General features: G+C 41.1%; 19 protein-coding genes and 1 tRNA gene. 11 read left to right on the top strand and 9 right to left on the bottom strand.

Annotated elements, in window-relative coordinates; genetic code table 11:
• Positions 1-43 precede the first annotated feature (43 nt).
• On the top strand, positions 44-442 hold the full coding sequence (locus J2W55_RS04035; RefSeq protein WP_310092243.1) for a response regulator: 399 nt from the start codon (positions 44-46) through the stop codon (positions 440-442).
• A gap of 280 nt (positions 443-722) precedes the next feature.
• Positions 723-1,139, top strand: coding sequence for a hypothetical protein (locus tag J2W55_RS04030; protein WP_310092242.1), 417 nt, complete (start codon positions 723-725; stop codon positions 1,137-1,139).
• Positions 1,140-1,176: 37 nt separating this feature from the next.
• On the opposite strand, the gene J2W55_RS04025 is transcribed toward J2W55_RS04030, so the two are convergent.
• A complete protein-coding gene (locus tag J2W55_RS04025; RefSeq protein WP_310092240.1) occupies positions 1,177-3,609 on the bottom strand; it encodes an outer membrane beta-barrel protein in 2,433 nt (810 codons plus the stop codon).
• 103 nt (positions 3,610-3,712) lie between these two features.
• Positions 3,713-4,057 carry a hypothetical protein gene (locus tag J2W55_RS04020; RefSeq protein WP_310092238.1) on the bottom strand — a complete coding sequence of 115 codons (345 nt, stop codon included), beginning with the start codon at positions 4,055-4,057 and terminating at the stop codon, positions 3,713-3,715.
• Between the two features lie 123 nt (positions 4,058-4,180).
• Between J2W55_RS04020 and J2W55_RS04015 the strand changes: the two genes are divergently transcribed.
• The 5 genes from J2W55_RS04015 (at position 4,181) to J2W55_RS03995 (ending at position 7,429) form a co-directional block, all read left to right on the top strand.
• The gene (locus J2W55_RS04015) at positions 4,181-4,738 is read left to right on the top strand and encodes an RNA polymerase sigma factor (protein WP_310092236.1); all 558 of its coding nucleotides are present in this window, start codon (positions 4,181-4,183) and stop codon (positions 4,736-4,738) included.
• On the top strand, positions 4,735-5,148 hold the full coding sequence (locus J2W55_RS04010) for a hypothetical protein (RefSeq protein WP_310092234.1): 414 nt from the start codon (positions 4,735-4,737) through the stop codon (positions 5,146-5,148). Before J2W55_RS04015 ends, J2W55_RS04010 begins: the two co-directional genes overlap by 4 nt.
• Before the next feature lie 166 nt (positions 5,149-5,314).
• Complete coding sequence (locus tag J2W55_RS04005; RefSeq protein WP_310092232.1) at positions 5,315-5,905, top strand: TetR/AcrR family transcriptional regulator; 591 nt, start codon at positions 5,315-5,317, stop codon at positions 5,903-5,905.
• Positions 5,906-5,908: 3 nt separating this feature from the next.
• Positions 5,909-6,142, top strand: coding sequence for a hypothetical protein (locus J2W55_RS04000; protein WP_310092230.1), 234 nt, complete (start codon positions 5,909-5,911; stop codon positions 6,140-6,142).
• Positions 6,143-6,151: 9 nt separating this feature from the next.
• Positions 6,152-7,429, top strand: coding sequence for an MFS transporter (locus J2W55_RS03995; protein ID WP_310092228.1), 1,278 nt, complete (start codon positions 6,152-6,154; stop codon positions 7,427-7,429).
• Between the two features lie 86 nt (positions 7,430-7,515).
• On the opposite strand, the gene J2W55_RS03990 is transcribed toward J2W55_RS03995, so the two are convergent.
• The 3 genes from J2W55_RS03990 to J2W55_RS03980 form a co-directional block, all read right to left on the bottom strand.
• Positions 7,516-7,587: transfer RNA gene (locus J2W55_RS03990), tRNA-Arg, on the bottom strand.
• 139 nt (positions 7,588-7,726) lie between these two features.
• Complete coding sequence (locus J2W55_RS03985) at positions 7,727-9,121, bottom strand: hypothetical protein (protein WP_310092225.1); 1,395 nt, start codon at positions 9,119-9,121, stop codon at positions 7,727-7,729.
• A gap of 269 nt (positions 9,122-9,390) precedes the next feature.
• Complete coding sequence (locus J2W55_RS03980; protein WP_310092223.1) at positions 9,391-9,615, bottom strand: hypothetical protein; 225 nt, start codon at positions 9,613-9,615, stop codon at positions 9,391-9,393.
• 341 nt (positions 9,616-9,956) lie between these two features.
• Between J2W55_RS03980 and J2W55_RS03975 the strand changes: the two genes are divergently transcribed.
• Positions 9,957-11,381, top strand: a complete 1,425-nt coding sequence (locus J2W55_RS03975; protein ID WP_310092221.1) for an MATE family efflux transporter — start codon at positions 9,957-9,959, stop codon at positions 11,379-11,381.
• Between the two features lie 78 nt (positions 11,382-11,459).
• Here the strand turns inward: J2W55_RS03975 and J2W55_RS03970 are convergent, their stop codons facing one another.
• Both J2W55_RS03970 and ychF read right to left on the bottom strand, forming a co-directional pair.
• Entirely contained in the window at positions 11,460-11,822 is a 363-nt protein-coding gene (locus J2W55_RS03970; protein ID WP_310092219.1) for a nuclear transport factor 2 family protein, read from the bottom strand.
• Between the two features lie 128 nt (positions 11,823-11,950).
• Entirely contained in the window at positions 11,951-13,054 is a 1,104-nt protein-coding gene (gene ychF / locus J2W55_RS03965; protein ID WP_310092217.1) for a redox-regulated ATPase YchF, read from the bottom strand.
• 222 nt (positions 13,055-13,276) lie between these two features.
• On the opposite strand from ychF, the gene mgtE reads away from it, so the two are divergent.
• Positions 13,277-14,647 carry a magnesium transporter gene (mgtE, locus tag J2W55_RS03960; protein ID WP_310092215.1) on the top strand — a complete coding sequence of 457 codons (1,371 nt, stop codon included), beginning with the start codon at positions 13,277-13,279 and terminating at the stop codon, positions 14,645-14,647.
• Positions 14,648-14,827: 180 nt separating this feature from the next.
• Here mgtE and J2W55_RS03955 read toward each other — a convergent pair whose 3' ends face one another.
• Together J2W55_RS03955 and J2W55_RS03950 are read right to left on the bottom strand one after the other, a co-directional pair.
• Positions 14,828-15,160 carry a DUF3276 family protein gene (locus J2W55_RS03955; RefSeq protein WP_183567444.1) on the bottom strand — a complete coding sequence of 111 codons (333 nt, stop codon included), beginning with the start codon at positions 15,158-15,160 and terminating at the stop codon, positions 14,828-14,830.
• Positions 15,161-15,290: 130 nt separating this feature from the next.
• Complete coding sequence (locus J2W55_RS03950; RefSeq protein ID WP_310092213.1) at positions 15,291-17,078, bottom strand: ABC transporter ATP-binding protein; 1,788 nt, start codon at positions 17,076-17,078, stop codon at positions 15,291-15,293.
• Between the two features lie 312 nt (positions 17,079-17,390).
• Here J2W55_RS03950 and J2W55_RS03945 point away from each other — a divergent pair, with 312 nt between their 5' ends.
• The gene (locus tag J2W55_RS03945; protein WP_310092211.1) at positions 17,391-18,473 is read left to right on the top strand and encodes a Glu/Leu/Phe/Val family dehydrogenase; all 1,083 of its coding nucleotides are present in this window, start codon (positions 17,391-17,393) and stop codon (positions 18,471-18,473) included.
• Positions 18,474-18,524: 51 nt separating this feature from the next.
• Positions 18,525-19,472 (top strand): transcription antitermination protein NusB, encoded by a 948-nt coding sequence (locus J2W55_RS03940; RefSeq protein ID WP_310092209.1) that lies wholly within the window; start codon positions 18,525-18,527, stop codon positions 19,470-19,472.
• Positions 19,473-19,478 lie beyond the last annotated feature (6 nt).

Here is a 19,478-nt window from a genome sequence, read left to right as displayed (position 1 = left end):
AAAGCTGTTAACCAAACGTTACCATGAGTACCAAATTAATAATATGCCTAAAAAAATTTTAATCCTCGATGATAGCGAGGATATACTCGCAGTGATGAAAGAAGCACTGGAGATGGATGGTTACGAAGTTCAGGGGCTTAATTATACCGATGACATATGCAAGGCAGCTATCAGTTATAATGCCGATATGGTAATACTGGACTTTATATTGTTTGGAATAAATGGCGGCGAACTTTGCCACATGCTTAAGACTACACCAGCAACGGCGCACATCCCGGTTATCATGGTATCAGCATATCCTCGTGTGCTGGAGTCATTAGGCAATTATGGTTCTGATGCCTTTATTGCAAAACCGTTTAACCTGTCGGATATAAGCGATACCATAAAAAGTTGCTTTTTAAAAGCAGGCAATGGTGTTGAACATGCCGATTGTGATTTTTAAAATTACTACCTTCTTGTCATTCGAACGGAGTAAGAAATTTATACAAATTATATAACGCAGGATCCTTGCTCTTACCCCGTTCGCAATGGCATTTTTTTATTACCTGTTCTACCCTATCAAGGTAAAAAAGCCCGGAAGGATTAGCCTTGGCTTTCCCGCTTTATCAAGCTCCCAAATGGCTTCTTTAAATATACAAGCCCCTCATTTATTGTTATTTGTTTTTTGATTTGTTTTAGGTAAATTTATAGAAGGCTTATAACCAATTATAAATCCAAACGTCATGAACTGGAACCTGATACTCAAACTTTCATTGTTTGGTTTGGCAATGGGCATTGCTACGGCGTTTTTTATTCCCAGCAATGTTGAAGGTGTTTTGTGGCCAATCATATTTATTATCTGCGCTTTCATTATAGCTAAAAATTGCACCGGCATGTATTTTGCAAATGGGTTTTGCCTAAGCTTACTAAATTGCGTATGGATCATAGCAGCCCATCTTATTTTTTTTAACAGCTATATGGAAAGCCATGCTAAAGAGGCCGGCATGTATAACAATAACCCCTATCATATTTCGCCGCAGATTGCTATGGTCATTATAGGTTTTATAATCGGTATCTTATCGGGCCTGGTGCAGGGCCTGTTTGCCTTTATTGCTTCAAAAATTGTAGCTCCCAACAGGATCATTCCCTTTCAGGATTAAAATGCTCCGGTTACCTTGTTAGGTTGTTTACCGGCTATCAATTAGCCAGATCGTTATTGTCGATACCTACGCGACTTTTGTTTATTTTGTCCTTTAATCCGCCGAAGTTATAACTAAGACTGATGCTAAACGACCTGTAATAGTTCATGTTTTGATAAGTTTGATTAAACTGCGGGCCAAAAGTCGTGCTTATATTATTGCGGTATTTGGTAAACGGATTTTTGATACCTCCAGAAATGCCGAACCTGTTTTTTATAACCTCTTTATTAAAGTTAAATGCACTGTAAAAAAAGCCATTGGTATATCCCTGCAAACCTGTAGGGTTACGACTGTTTACCCCCACATCGGCATTGAGTGCCCATCCATGAGCCAGCCGTACCACGTTTGATAAGGTAACCCCATACATGAGCAAATTGTTGTTAACTGTTTTTCCATCCGCCTCACCTTGCAGCCACAAATACATCACGTTACCGTTAATGCTTGCATTATATATGCTGGTTACCGGATAACTCAAATTGAAATTTGAGCCTGCGCTGCGGGCCTTACCTGTATTGGCATAAGTTATTTGTGTAACCTGGGTGTTCCGATCAAAATTAACCACCTGCAAATCAAGATTATTCATGAATGAATAATCAATCCCGATATTTACCGACAGCTTTTTATTACTGCCATAACCAAACTGGATATCGTTAAGTAAAACCGGCCTTAAGTTGGGGTTGCCTGTAGTTTCGTAGTTTGGGTTTGAGCGGTCAACATATGGATTAAGCCTGTTTATACCCGGTCTTCTTATTCTCTGCGAAAAACCAAAATTGATACTGCTCTCATCCTTAAACCTTTTACTTACCGAAACAGATGGTATTACATTAAAATAGTTTTGATCAGCCACCGAAGCTGTGCTCATGAAATTGGCACGGATCACAGTCTCCTCAACCCTTAGTCCTGCATTAATGTTCCAGCTGTTTAAAGTCAATTGATAGGAGTTATAAGCACTAAATACATTCTGAGTATTGGTAAAAGCGTTTGAAAGCGCTTTATCAAATTGGTATACCCCTGTTGAATCGTTCAAAGAACTGTAACCAAAATTACTACTGTTATTTCTGAATATCGCTTTAAGGCCGGCTTCAATAGTCACCTGTTTTACAGGGGTAACAAAGTCGACCTGAAGAGTATGCTCTTTAAATTTTTGTTTGTTGTTTTGCAAAAAATCGGGTGTTTGGAAATTAACCCGGTCAAAAAATTCAACACCTCCATTCTTGTTGCTAACATTGGCACTGTACAGGTATGAAAAAGTGAGCAGCCGGCTTCTGATTCCTTTAAAACCTAATTCATAGTTTAGGCCGGCGTCAATACCATGACTGCCTGCCTTATTGGTATTTTGAAACGCGTATTGCTCAAGCTGGTCATTCCCTGTTAACAATGATGTTTGTTTGCTGTGATCAGTGGCACGACTACCGTTATAATTAAACTGGGCAGTCAATAAATTCAGGGTATCTATCTGCAGACTCAACTCAGTACCAAAATAAGCGGTCTTATTATTCGAGCGCTGGTATCCATTTTGAACTAATACAGCACCAGAGGTATCAATGGATTTGCGGTTATTAGTTGTTTGAGGCAAATTATTGATACTTCCGCCGCCAAATGCCGATATACCAAAACTGCCCTTTTTGGCGGTTATGGAACCGCCAATTCCCGGGCCGCCTGTGGGTGAGCTTGCATTGATGTTTATAGACCCGTTTATTCCATCATTGATTTTTTTGCTGGTAATGATATTGATGATGCCTGCCAAACCTTCGGCATCATATTTAGATGGCGGGGTAGTGATCACCTCAATGCGCTCAATGGTAGATGCGGGGATACTTTTCAAAACGGCTTTAAGGTTGCTTTCCAAACTGCCTGATGGTTTGCCATTAATAAGTACCTTGAAACTTGAATTACCTTTAAGCAACAAATTATCGTCGCCGTCTAATGACAAGTAGGGAATTTTCCTCATCATGCTTAAAACATTATTTCCTTTACTTTCGGGGTCAGCCTTCAGATCGTAAATTATACGATCAGCTTTTTGCCTGATAATTGGTTTTTCGGCAGTTATGGCCACTTCCCTTAGAGTGGTTGTCACAGCGCTTAAATAAACAGGTTTAAGCTCAAGCGTTTGCTGCTGATGTGCAAGGTCAAGGGCAATTGCTTTTGAACCGTACCCTACGGCATTGATGAACAATGAATATGACGAAGGCTTTACGGAAGCAAAACTGAAAGAACCGTCGTTTTTAGTTACAACAACCATCATGGTTTCATTTTCGCTATTTTTTAACCTTACGGTTATCATTGGTAAAGGGGCCTCTGTAACCGAATCGGCAACGGTGCCTTTTACTTGTACATAACCGGGCTGGGTTTGGCTATAGCTGTTTATACTGACGGTGCTTAACACAGCTATCATGATGATGAACTGTATTGTTGTATGTTTGGTTTTCATATATGCAAAGGCTTAGTTTTTAGGCAAAGTGATCCCCTTAGGGATGTTTTCCCGTAAAATTTGTTAAGTACAGAGGAGAGTTAACCTCCTTTAGCGAAAGAAATTAAAGTGTGGTTTTGTCTTTTTGACTGCGAAGAAAAAGGTAGTAAAGCAGGAAGCCCGCTGCAACAAAGATCATTTCAACTCCGTATGGAACCGGCGAATCTTCGGCGCTGTAAGGGATAAACTCCATAACCACAAAACCTATTCCGGCGGTTAGTAAGATCAATCCCCATTTTACAGCGTCATTGCCCGATGATAGCTGGGCTAAAAACTTAAGGCTGTTTTCATCTAACGGCCCCGAATTGATGATGCGTTTTTTAAGCCTGTAATTATAAAGGGCAAGTATAAATACGGCTATCAGTATAAGAAATACGATCAATATGATAAATGGCATTAACTGTTTCATGATGTTGTTTGTTAAGTTATTTGCTACAGTAGTCAACGCCCGGGGTAACCCGGTTGCAATTATTTCTTAATATTTATTATTTTTTTTTGCAACCGCTAAACCTCATATATTGACTACTGTTATATGTTTAATGAAAAGGAGATTGTAACCAGGGTGTTAAATAAGGAACTCCGGGCTTTTGAACTGCTTGTAAAGCAGTACGAAAAACTGGTTTTCTTTGTAATACACCGTTTGGTACAGGACAGGCAGAACAAAGAAGATATATGCCAGGAGGTTTTCATTAAAATACACCAAAACCTTCACCGGTTTGAATTTCAATCCAAACTATCAACCTGGATAGCTCGTATTGCTTATTTAACCGCGGTAAACCATCTTAAAAAGAACAAAAACCATTCTCCGTCCCAATATCCTGAAAATATTGACAACTATCACTTTACTGAAACTGATCCTGAAAACGAATTTATAAAAAAAAATACGGCAGCATACGTTAACCTGCTTATTGAACAAATGCCTCATCAATATAAAACCGTGCTTACCTTATATCACCTGAACGAGTTTTCGTGCGCAGAAATTGAGGAGATCACGGGCATCCCCGAAGGGACGGTTAAAAGCTATCTTTTCAGGGCACGAAAATTATTAAAGGAAAAAATAGAAAAAGACTTAAAAAAAGAAAAGATATGAAAGAGCTGGATGATGACGATTTACAGGAATTACTGAACAGTGGTTTACCTGTCGACAACAAAACCCTTTCTAAGAGCGGAAAAAACGATCTTTTAGCTTATCAAAATTTATTTGATGCTTTAAGCACCGAACCTGAACAGGGTTTGCCTTTTAACTTTTCAGCAAACGTAAGGCGAAAATTACAGGAACAGATTAACCGCAAAAGCGATCTGCGCTTTAACCTGCTGGCATTGCTGATATTTACTGCGGTTTTGGCAATTGCTTATGGATTGCTTGCATTGATAAGCCCTGCAAACAGTCGTCTGGTTATTGAAACCGCTATAAAGTTTAAATGGATTTTACTGGCAATAATTTTAGGTTTTTTCAGCTTGCTTTTAATCGATCAAAGGTTGGTTAAAAGGGATTATTAACCCCGGTATTTACACCCTTCTTTTCATAATCATTTCGCCCGGGCGCCCCAGGGTAAAACCCAGCTTTGCAATAAGGTTACTTTCAGCTTGTCATCAAATTGTTAGGAATGCGCTAAATAAAACATTTTTTATAAATGAATGAATATTTATTTATATTTGTGCCATTATGCGATTAAGAGACCAAGACAAAGTGCAGTTAGTAAAGCAAAAAGCTATTGAGCTGATAGTAAATGATGGCTTAGAGGGCTTTAGCATGAACAAACTGGCCAGGGTATGCAAAATTTCTGTAGCCACGCTCTACATATATTACAAAGACCGTGACGACCTGATCATTAAGATAACCGCTGAAGAACTTAAACTAATGGGCGATGCTATTGTAAAAGACTTTGACCCCGGAATGTCTTTTGAACAGGGCCTGCGTAAGCAATGGCAAAACCGTTACCGGTACATAGTGGAAAATCCCCAAATGAATATTTTTTTTGAGCAATTGCGCAGTTCCAGTTATCAGGAAGAATATTTATCAGGTTACATGGCCGACTTTAAGGCCATTATGGGAAAGTTTATGCATAATGTAATTGAACGCGGCGAGATAGATGCGATGCCTTTTGAGGTATACTGGTCAATAGCATTTGCACCTTTATATAATTTGGTACGTTTTCATAACGAAGGGAAGAGCCTGGACGGCAGGCCATTTAAAATGACCGATGAAGTGCTTTGGAAAACGTTTGACCTGGTGGTGAAAGCCTTAAAAAAGTAAACTATGGACACTATTGAAAATTTTAACCACATACTGTTATTTAAAACAAACATTTGTTGTGATAATGATAAGCAACTATTACACAACCTGCTTGATAACCATCCGCACATACAATGCTGGAATATTGACATGGAAGACAGCGACTGTGTATTGCGGATAATATCATACACACTACCACGCGAACAGATAATTGAAATGATAAACCATCACGGCTATCAGTGCTGTGAATTAACCTAAATCAAAACTATGAACAATCAACAACCGGTACCTTTTACAGGCTACCAAAAACTCGTAATATTTTTGCTGGCTATCACCCAGTTTACTGTGATACTTGATTTTATGGTGATGTCGCCCCTTGGCGATATGCTCATGAAATCGCTTAACCTTAAACCCTCGGCTTTTGGTATTGCCGTATCGGCCTATGCATTTAGCGCAGGCATATCGGGTTTACTAACCGCAGGCTTTGCCGATAAGTTCGACCGTAAAAAACTGTTACTGTTTTTTTATCTCGGGTTTATTGCCGGCACCATTTTTTGCGGATTGGCCCAGTCATACGCGGTGCTGGTTGCCGCGCGTATTATTACCGGGCTGTTTGGCGGTGTAATAGGTTCTATATCTATGGCTATTATTACCGATTTGTTTGCTTTGCAGCAACGCGGTCGAGTTATGGGCTTTATACAGATGGGCTTTGGCGGAAGCCAGGTTTTAGGCGTCCCTATCGGCCTTTATTTAGCCAACAGCTGGGGCTGGGAAGCTCCCTTCTGGATGGTGGCTGCGCTAAGCATCAGCATCGCGATACTAATAGCCGCTAAACTGCAGCCTGTGGCACAACACTTATTGGTTCAAACGGATAAATCGGCATTTAAACATATGTTGAATACCTTCTCCAAAAGCAATTACAGAATTGGGTTTGCAGCTACCGCCTTGCTGTCAATAGGTGGTTTTATGATGATGCCCTTCGGCAGTGCATTTGCTATTAATAACCTGGGGCTAACCAACCAGCAACTTCCGCTGTTGTTTATGGTGTCGGGCGTGTGTTCACTGGTTATTATGCCTGTGGTAGGTAAACTGAGTGATAAGATAGATAAGTTTAAAATATTTGCAGCGGCATCCGTTTGGACGATGATCATGTGCGTGGCATATACCAACCTGGGCATAACCCCTTTCATACTGGTAATAGCACTTAACATTTTAATGATGATGGGCATTATGAGCCGTATGATACCTTCATCGGCATTAACGAGCGCCATACCCGAAATGGCCGACCGTGGCGCCTTTATGAGTATCAACGCGTCGCTGCAGCAAATAGCCGGTGGCGTAGCAGCCGCGGCTGCAGGCATGATAGTAACACAGCAAAGCAAGGGCAGTCCGCTGGAGCATTACAATACCGTAGGTTATGTAATAGTTGTGATATCCATTTTAAGCATCTTTTTAATGAGCCGGGTAAGCAACCTTACCAAAAGTAAAACGGAGAGCGGCAAGGCAATTATACCCGAAGAAGCCGCAATTCATGAAGCGATTTAATTGCAGTTGATTTCAAATACAAAGCCCTTCTTATGTTTTTGCTAAGAAGGGCTTTTATTTTAAGAATAAATCAGGGTGAAAAGTTGTGTTCCCGACGAGATTCGAACTCATATCAGCTGAACCGGAATCAGCCATTCTATCCATTGAACTACGGGAACAAGAGAGTGCAAATATAGAATTTTGCCGGCTATATTTCCATCAATTAATAAATTACTAAAGTTGTTTAAAATGTTACCGGCACAAGAGCATAAGCCGCTTGCCAAACCTTACCGCAATAGGAGATAATACGTGAACAACTTACATTGCTTTCCAGTTATCATCTGTTAAAACAGGATTAAACTCTATTGAGCTGATATTTGCGGTGATGGTAGTTTTTCCATCAGATGATTCTGTTATGTACGGATAAGTAATGCCATCTGTTTGAATGAAATTTTTGTATACCGAAAAATTGGGCACTTCGTTAATAGCATAAGCATTGCCTTTCAACGCATAATCGCTGCCAATGAGATAAACCAGTTTATGTTTATTCATAAAAAAGCTAAGCATATATTCATCCCCTGATCTGGATACCGTTCCTGTTAAAAAATAACTGTTCAACTTTTTATGCAGGCCCAGTACACCCTGATATAAGCTCAATTGCAATTCACTCTTTTCATCAGGCGATAACGGTTTGCTTGCTCCTTTCACCCACTGCCAGCCTTGGTTGCCTTCCAATTGCTTTACCAGCAGCAGTTTGCCGTGCTGCCTTATTTCAACGCGGACCTTATTATGGGCAATGTCCGTTAAAAGAACAGCCTGCAGATCGCCGGTTATTGTAGAAGTTTCTTTTATCGTTGTTAGCTTATCTATATGCTCGCCTCCGTAATGAACACGGAGTTTATTTAGCAGCGCAGCAGGAGTGGGTAGGCTGCCTTCTACTGTTGAATTAGCTTCCTTTTTATTATTGTTTACGACAGGCTGCTCCGTCTCAGATTTTTGCCCTTCTTCCCTGAAATAAAATTCACCGTCCAGCAAGATCAGGTCTTCCTCATTTGGCGGGCTGTAAAAAAAGCTGTGTTTAGTAGCAGTCCCGTTTTTAAATGTGAGGGTTATTTCTCCATCGCCAAGCTTATATGTTCCGCTGGTTTTATCATTTTTCTCGTACTTTCCACCGATGGTACCGCCGGCTACATCGCCACCCATCCCCACTATTCCGGAGCGATTGAATGAAAAATTCCCCTTTCCGTCAAAATATAAATACCCCGAAGAAAAGGCTGCTACATTTGGCATACCCGTTCCCATTCCGCCGCTTGATGAGGCAGTTTTTCTTTCATATGATGCTGCGGGAAGAGCGGTTACTTTTTTTATTTTATGCAAAGTATGCTTAATGCCTACAGTGCTTTCCAGGTTGCCATTTCCATCCAGCTTATATTTTACGCTTTCAGCCCCGCTTTGAAATGTGAGCTGCACCATATTGTTTTTAATGGCATAAGTACCGCTAACTTTGGTTTTCCAGTCGGCTTTATTCAGTTGATTGTTGAATGTGCCATTATCTCTGAAATAAAATACAATATTATTGATCTGCATACCATCAAATGGTGTGGTGTAAAGCTGCGCGCCACCATATACACCACTAAGTTTTTGCGATTGCGCTTTTCCAACAAATGCAGTTATAACAAACAGGCAGATCAATAGCAGGAATTTCTTTTTCATCGGACGCTAATTAATTTAACTCGCTTACATGTCCGATAAAGTTCTGAAAATTATGGTAAACTGATGGTTGGTGAAATAATTTTTCTGTGAAATTAAACTATGCGGTATCCCGAAATTTATCTGTAATAATTGTGATGTGACGCTTCATGAATCTGTATATATCATCATGCCAGGCCATAAGTTTATAACCCTTCAAACCTTAGCTCTCCAAACCTGTGACACATCACCAGGGAAGCTCTATTTTGATAGGTTCAACAAACTTGTTTTCATCATTCATCACAATGTGATATATGATTCATATTTAAAATAGCATCTACTTCACGGAGAAAATGCTGATGTTCCTTCTCATCTAACTCAAGCTGATTTAAGTCGTTATTTTTATTATTAGCTTGGGTTTTGGCCTTGCCTTTTAAGATGATCACAATAGGAATACAAACCTGTATGATCATAAAGGCCACGGTGATCTGGAACATATAAGTGATCAATGTATCCATAACAGTAAAACAAATCAGGTTATAATTGGTGTTGTTAATTTAACGATTTTACTTGATTATTTATAGTAAAACTATTATTATTTCATACATAATCAATTAAAGCGTTTTTTAATATTTTGTTAATAAACCGCTGCCATAACATCAGGATTGATAATTTTTAAGCTGCCTCGCCATATCCCGCCGATTCTATTTTACATCACGCGTAGCGTTTTTAGCGCCGATGCCGTAACGATTATTAATTTTTTAAAATACTTGTACGACCAAAAGGCTTCATTATATTTGTAACCAAAAGGTTTCATATTGATGGTTAAACATCTATTACACCTTATAAACCTGTACCTATGTTAGACACCATTCAACCCAAGAGTAAAACTTCTTCGTTTTTTTCACTTTTAAAACAAGCTATAAAAGGCGCGGAAGTTGACCTTACATCAATTAGCATAAAACGAGCGATTATTTTATTGGCCATTCCTATGATGCTCGAAATGGCCATGGAATCGGTATTTGCGTTGGTCGACCTGTATTTTGTTGGTCATTTAAAAAACAGCAGCCTTGCCATTCAAACAGTTGGCTTAACCGAATCAGTATTAACCGTTATATATTCTTTGGCTATAGGCTTAAGCATGGCCGCTACGGCAGTGGTTGCCCGCCGCATTGGCGAAAAAAACCCGGGCGCCGCCTCAAAAGCCGGTATGCAAACTATTATTATTGCGGTTTTTGTTAACCTGGCCATTAGCATTGCAGGCTTACTGCATGCACGTGATCTGCTTTTGATCATGGGAGCCTCTGCCGAAACAGCAGAGCACGGAACGCCGTTTGTGCGCATCATGATGGGTGGCAGCATTATTATCGTTTTGCTGTTTTTGATAAACGGCATATTCAGGGGAGCGGGTAACGCTGCCATTGCCATGCGCAGCTTGTGGATAGCCAATATGGCCAATATTATTTTATGCCCGATTTTTATACGCGGCCTTGGCCCTATTCCGGCTTTTGGCTTAACCGGCGCGGCTATTGCCACCACCATTGGTCGCGGATTGGGTGTTAGCTACCAGATTTATAATTTATTTAACGGTAAAAATATCCTGAAAATACGATTGAGCTATTTTATTCCCGACTGGGAACAGATCAAGGCTATCATTAAAATTGCCGCCCCGGGCATCCTGCAATTTGTAATAGCCAGTTGCAGCTGGATATTTTTGGCCGAGCTGGTTGCTACAACCGGCGGCGATCACGGTTCTGCAGGTTACCAAACGTCCCTGCGGCTTATGATGTTCTTCCTGTTACCGGCCTGGGGCCTTAGTAACGCGGCAGCAACTCTGGTTGGCCAAAACCTGGGCGCGGGGCATGTGGACCGGGCGGAGCAGTCGGTATTCCAAACTATCAGATACGCGGTGGTATTCCTGGGTGTGGTTAGCATTTTGTTTTTAACCTGCGGGCATTTGTTCGCCTCCTTTTTTACCGAGGACGAAGCTGTTAGGAAAATAGCCACAAGGTCACTACAAATTTTAAGCGGTGGTTTTATAATTTATGGCATGGGCATGGTTTTAACCAGCGCTTTTAATGGCGCCGGCGATACCTGGACCCCTACCCGGATCAACATATTTACGTTTTGGGTATTCCAGATCCCTTTTGCCTATTTATTAGCCAAGCATTTTGCAATGGGGCCAACCGGTGTCTTTATTTCTATTCCTGTTGCCGAAGTTGGGCTTACTATAGGCGCTTATATCCTGTTTAAAATGGGGAAATGGAAAAAAACAATGGTTTAAAGCAAAAGGGGGTTACTTTTAAAAAGTAAACCCCTTTTGCTAATATTTTAATTGAGGATTTCTGACTTCCCCTAAAGGTTACAGAACTTTTACCGCCTGGCGGGCCAGCAATTGCCATTGGCCATTATTTTTTACCCATACCAGTAATACCCCCAGCTTTACAGTACCCGGACCCTTGCCCTTATCATTAGTCGCGGCCGAAAGAATATGGCGTACAATGGCTGTATTGTCAACCATCCGTATATTTTGGTCGGTAAGGTCAATAGATACAAAATCAGATACGCCGGTTGCAATATCGCTCACAAATTCTTTTTTTGTTTGCAGTTTACCGCCGGAGTGCCCGTAGCTTAATTCACTTGAAGTTAGTTTCTCTAAGGTAACGGTATCACCATCAACCATCGCTTTACGCAATTGCTCTACCGCGTTTGTAATTTCTGTCATTGATTTTGAATTTTGTGCAAAGGGCTTTTCTATGTTAATTGTAAGTACGATAAACGAGCACAATAAAGCTTTTAATAAAAAAGATCTTTTCATAACGGTTCATTAAAATTGTTTTTTTAGCGACGGGCTTATACATTAAACCTAAAATGCATAATGTCGCCATCCTGCACAATATAGGTTTTTCCTTCAACAGCCAGCTTGCCGTTTTCTTTAATTACAGCTTCTGAGCCGTTAAATTTAACAAAATCATCATACTTTATTACTTCCGCGCGGATAAATCCTTTTTCAAAATCGGTATGGATAACACCCGCGGCTTGCGGGGCGGTAAATCCCTGGGTAATAGTCCAGGCACGAACTTCCTGCACGCCGGCTGTAAAATAAGTAGCCAGGTTAAGTAAACGGTAAGCCGCTTTGATTAGTTTATTTACGCCCGATTCGGTAAGCCCAAGGTCATCCAGGAACATTTGGCGTTCCTCATAAGTTTCCAGCTGGGCAATTTCCGATTCTATTTGCGCCGATATGATCAGCACTTCCGCATTCTCTTCCTTTACCGCGGCCTTTACCTGCTCAACATAGGCGTTACCAGTACTTACTGAGCCTTCGTCAACATTACAAACGTACATTACCGGCTTAGCGGTAAGCAGCCATATATCGGCAATATATTCCTTATCTTCTTCGGCAACGGGGGCTGTGCGTGCCGATTTGCCCGAAAGCAGGTGGTTTTTATAAACGGTTAAAACGTCGAAGGTTTTTTTAGCTTCCTTGTCGCCGCCCGTTTTAGCCATTTTTTCAACCTTCTGTATCTTTTTCTCTATCGACTCCAGGTCTTTCAACTGCAGTTCGGTATCAATGATCTCTTTATCCCGTATGGGGTCAACCGAGCCGTCAACGTGTATCACATTGTCATTATCAAAACAGCGCAGCACATGTATAATAGCATTGGTAGCACGTATGTTGGCCAAAAACTGGTTGCCCAGGCCCTCGCCTTTACTGGCGCCTTTTACCAATCCGGCTATATCAACAATTTCAATAACGTTGGGCACTACTGCCTTTGGCTGTACTATTTCTGTAAGTTTTGTTAAGCGCTCATCGGGCACTGTAATTACGCCCACATTTGGCTCAATGGTGCAAAACGGAAAATTGGCTGCCTGCGCCTTGGCATTTGATAAGCAATTAAAAAGTGTTGATTTGCCCACATTTGGTAAACCCACTATCCCACATTGTAAACCCATTTTTTAGTTATTAAGTTGATTATGTGAGTGGTTACAGATTTATTAAGCTTTATTTTCCCAACAACTTAATTAACCATTTAACCTTATATACCACTCACTTTAAAAAGCGCAAAGATAACAGAAAATTTTGCCTTATAATTTGAAAAAATAAACGACTTTTGCCCTCGTCAAAACAGGGCAAAGCAGATTAATAATAAGATGTAAAAACAACGGGGGATCTTTATGAAAGAAGTGGTTGACCAAATAGAATTGTTGCTGGAACAAGAAGATGATAAACAATTACAAGAATATTTGAACAACCTCAATATATCAGATGTTGAAGAGCTGATTGGCGAACTTCCTGAATATGGCCCCAGGTTTATTGAAACACTCTCATTAAACCGTGCTGTTAATGTTTTCCGCATACTTGATTCGCCTACCCAGGAGCGCATTATCAAAAAACTATCAGGCCAAAAAGTGGCCGATCTCATCAATGAGCTCCCCCCTGATGACCGCACCGCCCTATTTAGTGAACTGCATGGTGATGCCGTTCAAAAACTGATCCTGCACCTCTCGCCCGACGACCGCAAGGAAGCCTTGTCATTACTTGGTTACGAAGAAGATAGCGTGGGCCGTTTAATGACGCCTGATTACATTGCCGTTAAAAGAACCTGGGACGTAACACGGGTATTATCTCACATACGGCGTTATGGTAAAAACTCCGAAACCATTGATGTTATATATGTGATTGACGAGAACGGGGTATTGCTGGATGACATCAGGATCCGTGAGATATTGTTGGTGAAGCCCGAAACAAAGGTGAGCGACCTGATGGATGGACGTTTGATAGCCTTGAGCGCAAGCGATCCGCAGGAAGAAGCCATCAACGTTTTCAGGATGAATAACCGTGTGGCCCTGCCCGTGGTTGATAATGAGAATATATTGCTGGGCATTGTAACTGTTGACGATATTTTATGGATAGCCAACGAAGAGTACACCGAGGATATTCAAAAAATTGGTGGTACCGAAGCATTGGAAGAACCTTACCTGGATATTAACCTGTTCAGGCTGGTAAAAAAACGTGTAGGCTGGCTAATCATCCTGTTTTTAGGCGAAATGCTTACCGCTACCGCTATGGGCTTTTTTGAAAAAGCCATTGAAAAGGCGGTTGTACTGGCCTTATTTATTCCGCTCATCATATCAAGCGGTGGCAACAGTGGTTCGCAGGCCTCAACGTTAATTATACAAGCCATGGCCCTGGGCGAGGTTACCGTTACCGATTGGTGGCGGGTTATGCGCCGCGAACTCATATCGGGTTTAATGCTTGGCTTAACACTGGGTTTAATAGGCTTTATGCGTATTTACATCTGGACTTTGTTTTCGCCTATTTACGGGCCGCACTGGATACTGGTAGGTTTAACGGTAGGCTGCGCCCTTGTTGGAGTAGTATTATGGGGATCATTGGCCGGTTCCATGCTACCCCTGATCCTTAAAAGGCTTGGTGCCGACCCCGCTACATCATCGGCGCCATTTGTGGCTACCCTGGTGGATGTTACCGGGCTTATCATTTACTTTACCATTGCCGTAATATTAATGCGGGGAGTGCTGCTGTAATTGAATATATACCTAAACTTTTGTTGTCCTGAGTGAAACAAAAGACTTTTTTGCCAGCTCAGTACCAGTTTTCTCTATACATCCTCTACACATATATAGAAGATACTTAACATCATTCATAAACAAGAAAGCCCGCACATGTGCGGGCTTTCTTTATGGTATTAGTTTAGTTTGTTCTGTTTATATCTCGAACGAAAAATCTTCGTCGGCAGATGCTTTGGCAATTTCTGAGTTTTCGCTGTACTCATAGCGTTTTTCAACAACTTCCTGGTTTGCTTTTATATAATCAACGGTTTCTTTTAAACCTTCAGCAAATTTTTCAAAGTCTTCTTTGTACAAAAATATTTTGTGTTTAATAAAAACACCGTCTTCCAAACGTTTTTTACTTTCAGTTATTGTAACATAATAATCGTTTGAACGGGTTGCCTTTACGTCAAAAAAATAAGTCCTCTTCCCGGCCCTCACCTTCTTTGAAAAAACCTCTTCACGCTCTCTATTGTCAAAATCTCCCATAATGAATATACCTGTAATTAGTTTTGGTTGGCATAAATATAAATCAAAATTTGAAAGTGCAAGTATTTTATTGAATTTTATTGACCATTTTGAACCTTTTTTGTCATTTTTTTGTGTTAAAATGAGAAAATCAGGCGTCTTGCTCCTCTTCAAGCAATTGTTTTTCGTATAACTCAAAATAGGTACCCTTAAGCTGCATCAAATATTCGTGGTTGCCATGCTCAACAATTTCGCCGTTGTCCATGACCAATATCTTATCAGCATTTTTTATGGTTGATATACGGTGAGCAATAATTATACTGGTTTTATTTTGCATTACGCGCCCCAGGTTATTTAGTATTTCTTCTTCGGTACGGGTATCAACTGCCGACAGGCAATCGTCAAAGATCAATATCTGCGGATGTTTAAAAATAGCGCGTGCTATGGATACACGCTGCTTTTGCCCGCCTGATAGCGTTACCCCCCGCTCGCCTATCAGTGTTTCAAACCCGCTCTCCAGTTCCATGATATTGTTGTAAACCGCGGCATCCTTTGCGGCTTGTTCCACAACCGGCATATCCAGCACATCGGCACTAAAGGCAATATTATTGGCAATGGTATCTGAAAACAGAAAAACCTCCTGCGGTACAAAGCCTATTTGCGAACGATACGCTTCCAGCTTAAGCTGCCTTACGGGTATCTGATCAATAGATATTTGACCGCCCGTGGTATCGTACATACGCATAACCAAATTGGCTATAGTTGATTTGCCCGAACCTGTACGACCTATAATAGCAACCATCTGACCAGGTTCAACCGTGAATGATACCTCTTTCAACGCTTGTATGCCCGTGTCCGGATAAGTAAATGACACCTTATTAAATTCGATAGCGCCCTTAATGGTATGTGCAGGACCGTCGGGTGATACGATATCTGACCTTTCATGCAAAAATTCATTGATGCGCTTTTGCGAAGCCGCCGCCCGCTGTATCAGTGAAGTTACCCATCCCAATGATATAACCGGGAATGACAGCATGTTGAGGTACACAATAAACTCGGCAATATTGCCCGAAGTTATGTTGCCCTTCATTACCTCTACCCCGCCAATATACATGGTGATCACATTACTTAAGCCTACCAGCAGCAGCATTATGGGATAAAACATGGCCTGCACCTTAACCAGGGCCATAGAGTGTGTTTTATAATTTTCGCTTTCGGCAGCAAAACTTTTGCGGACAAAGCCTTCTCTTACATATGACTTGATGACCCTGATACCCGAAAAGTTTTCCTGCACAAAGCTCGACAGCGTTGATAAACGTTCCTGTATCTGCTCGCTGCGGAAATTGATCACGTTATTTACATAATAAATAATGCCTGCCAGTACAGGCAGCGGCAATACCGATAGTATAGCCAGCCTCAAGTTTACGGTAAGCATAGCGTATATTACCAATACAAATAACACTACCGTATTGATGGTATACATAATACCCGGCCCCAGGTACATACGCACACGGCTTACATCCTCGGTAACGCGGTTCATCAGATCGCCGGTATTATGGCGGCGGTAAAACGCGAGCGACAGCTCCTGGTAATGGTGGTAGATCTCGTTTTTCAGATCATATTCAATATGCCTCGACATGAGGATGATGGTTTGCCGCATAAAAAACAGGAACAAACCACGCAGCAAGGCCAGTATTAATACCAATGCGCCAAACAGCATAAGGCTGCTGCCAAAAATATCATAAATCATGCCTTGCCTGTTAAAGCCGGCAAAAAGTTGATAAGCCCCTATGTTTTCGGTAACCAGGTCAAAGGCTACCCTTACCACCTGTGCGGGCAGCACACCAAAAATATTCGATATAATTACAAACAAAACGCCGGGTATTAATCGCCAGCGGTATTTGTAAAAAAATTTATTTAGGTAAGCAAGGTCTTTCATATATGTGCGGTGCAGTCCGGAAAGCAGAAGAACCGGGGTCCGATAAATCAAAAGTATTAAAAAGTTGGCAGAGTGGTTGCGTTTGAAAGTCGTATTGATGTAAGAAAATAGTGATATGATGAAGTATTATCAACACCGTTCAATAAAAGTTTGTAACCCTCATATGAAAACTCCAGCGTGGTTTAAGGCCATTGATCGTCACATTAAATTAACCCTAAAATCATCAACTCGCTGCATACAACTTAATAAACTTTGTCAGAATAAAAAAAACCTATACTTTTGTCAGGCCTTAAAACATTTACTACCGTACTAATGCCTGTTCAACCATCAGAATCCATATTTAGCCAGCTCGACGCCTTTGGGCATAAAAAAGTTGTATTTTGCAGTGATCCTGATACGGATTTAAAAGCCATTATAGCCATTCATGATACTACTTTAGGACCGGCTTTTGGAAGTACACGCATGTGGAATTACAAATCGGAAGCCGACGCTTTAAATGACGTATTGCGTCTTTCGAAAAGCATGACCTATAAATGCGCTATCGCGGGCCTTAATATGGGCGGCGGATACTCAGTAGTTATAGGCGATTCGCGCAGGGATAAAACCGAGGCCATGATGCGTAAATTCGGACGTTTTATTAAAAACCTGAATGGCGAGTTCATCACATCAGAAGACGTAGGCACCAGTCCGCGCGATATGGAATATATACGCATGGAAACCGAGCATGTTACCGGTATACCAGAAAGTTTGGGCGGCAGCGGCGATCCGTCGCCCGTGGCCGCGCAGGGTGTTTTTATGGGGATTAAGGCCTGTGTAAAAGAACAATTTGGCAGCGATAACCTCACTGGAAAATCAGTAATAGTGCAAGGCATAGGCCACGTTGGCGAACACCTGGTACGTTTGCTTCGCGATGAGAACGTTAAAGTTTATGTCAGCGATATTCAGGAAGAGCGCATTGGCCAGGTGGCTAAAAAATATGGCGCGGAAGCTGTATCAAATAACAGCATTTTTGATATTGACGCTGATATTTATGCGCCTTGCGCGCTGGGCGGCACTATCAACACGCAAACCATTAACAAACTAAAATGCAGCATTATAGCCGGATCAGCCAATAACCAGTTGCTTGATGAAGCCGAACATGGCACCATGCTATTAGATAAGGGAATACTGTTTGCGCCCGATTATGTGATCAATGCCGGGGGCATCATTAATTGCTATTCGGAGCTGATGAACTTCAGCAAAAAACGCACCATGCAGCTTACTGAAAATATTTATGAAGTAACCCGCAATATTTTAAAACTTTCTAAATCAGAAAACATTTCTACTATTAATGCCGCCAACAAAATTGCGGAGAAAAGAATAGCAGATATTAAAAAAGTAAAATCATCCTATTAATAATATTAACTTAACCGTTCGCCAGGCAGGCGGATCAAATCGTTCTTACACATGTTAAACAGAAGGCACCTAAGGGTAAAGGTATTGCAGGCGTTATACGCATACCATCAATCAGATACTAAAGACATCAGGTTACACGAAAAAAATATGCTGCATGGCATTGATCAGGTATATGAAATGTATATCTGGATGCTATCACTAATTTCGGAAGTAGCTAACTATGCGGCCAATGATGCCGAAGAAAGGGCCAATAAGCACCTGCCCACTGCCGATGACCTTAACGCCAATCTTAAAATATTAACCAACAGGTTCATCGTCACCCTGAATGATAACCGCGACTACTTAATTGCGTTAAAAAAATATAAAGTAGAGTGGCACTTTGAGCCCGAGCTCACCAAATCGCTGTTCACCATCCTTAAAAATGCGCCAGAATATGCCGAATACCTGGCAAAAACAGGCGATACTATACAAACGGATAAAGACATTATCAAATTCATTTTCAAAAAAGTAATTTTAAAATCATCACTGGCCGAGCAGGTTTTTGAGGACAAATTTATTTTTTGGCCGGTTGACCGCGATGTACTGCAGGCCCTGATAGCTAAAACATTCAAGAATTTTGCTTATGATGATGCCAAACTTAACCGCCTGGCCGAAATTACCGGCAACTGGACCGAAGACCGTGAATTTGTGATCGACCTGTTTCAAAAAAGCATCAGGTTTGATACGCCTTACCAGGAGCTCATAGCCGGTAAAACGCAAAACTGGGAGCCTGAGCGTATTGCTATGATGGATACCCTGCTCATGAAAATGGCCATTACCGAGTTTATTAACTTTACATCAATACCTGTTAAAGTAACCATTAACGAATATCTGGAGATATCCAAAGAGTTTAGTACTCCTAAAAGTAATTCATTTATAAACGGTATCTTAGACAAGATTTTGATTGACCTTAAAGCAGAGAACAAGGTTAAAAAAATAGGCAGGGGATTAATAGAATAATATTAT

The sequence above is a fragment of the Mucilaginibacter pocheonensis genome (assembly GCF_031456535.1).
Lineage (GTDB): Bacteria > Bacteroidota > Bacteroidia > Sphingobacteriales > Sphingobacteriaceae > Mucilaginibacter > Mucilaginibacter pocheonensis.
The sequence above is the reverse complement of the archived record's forward strand: the minus strand, read 5'-3'. Positions and strand labels throughout refer to the sequence as shown.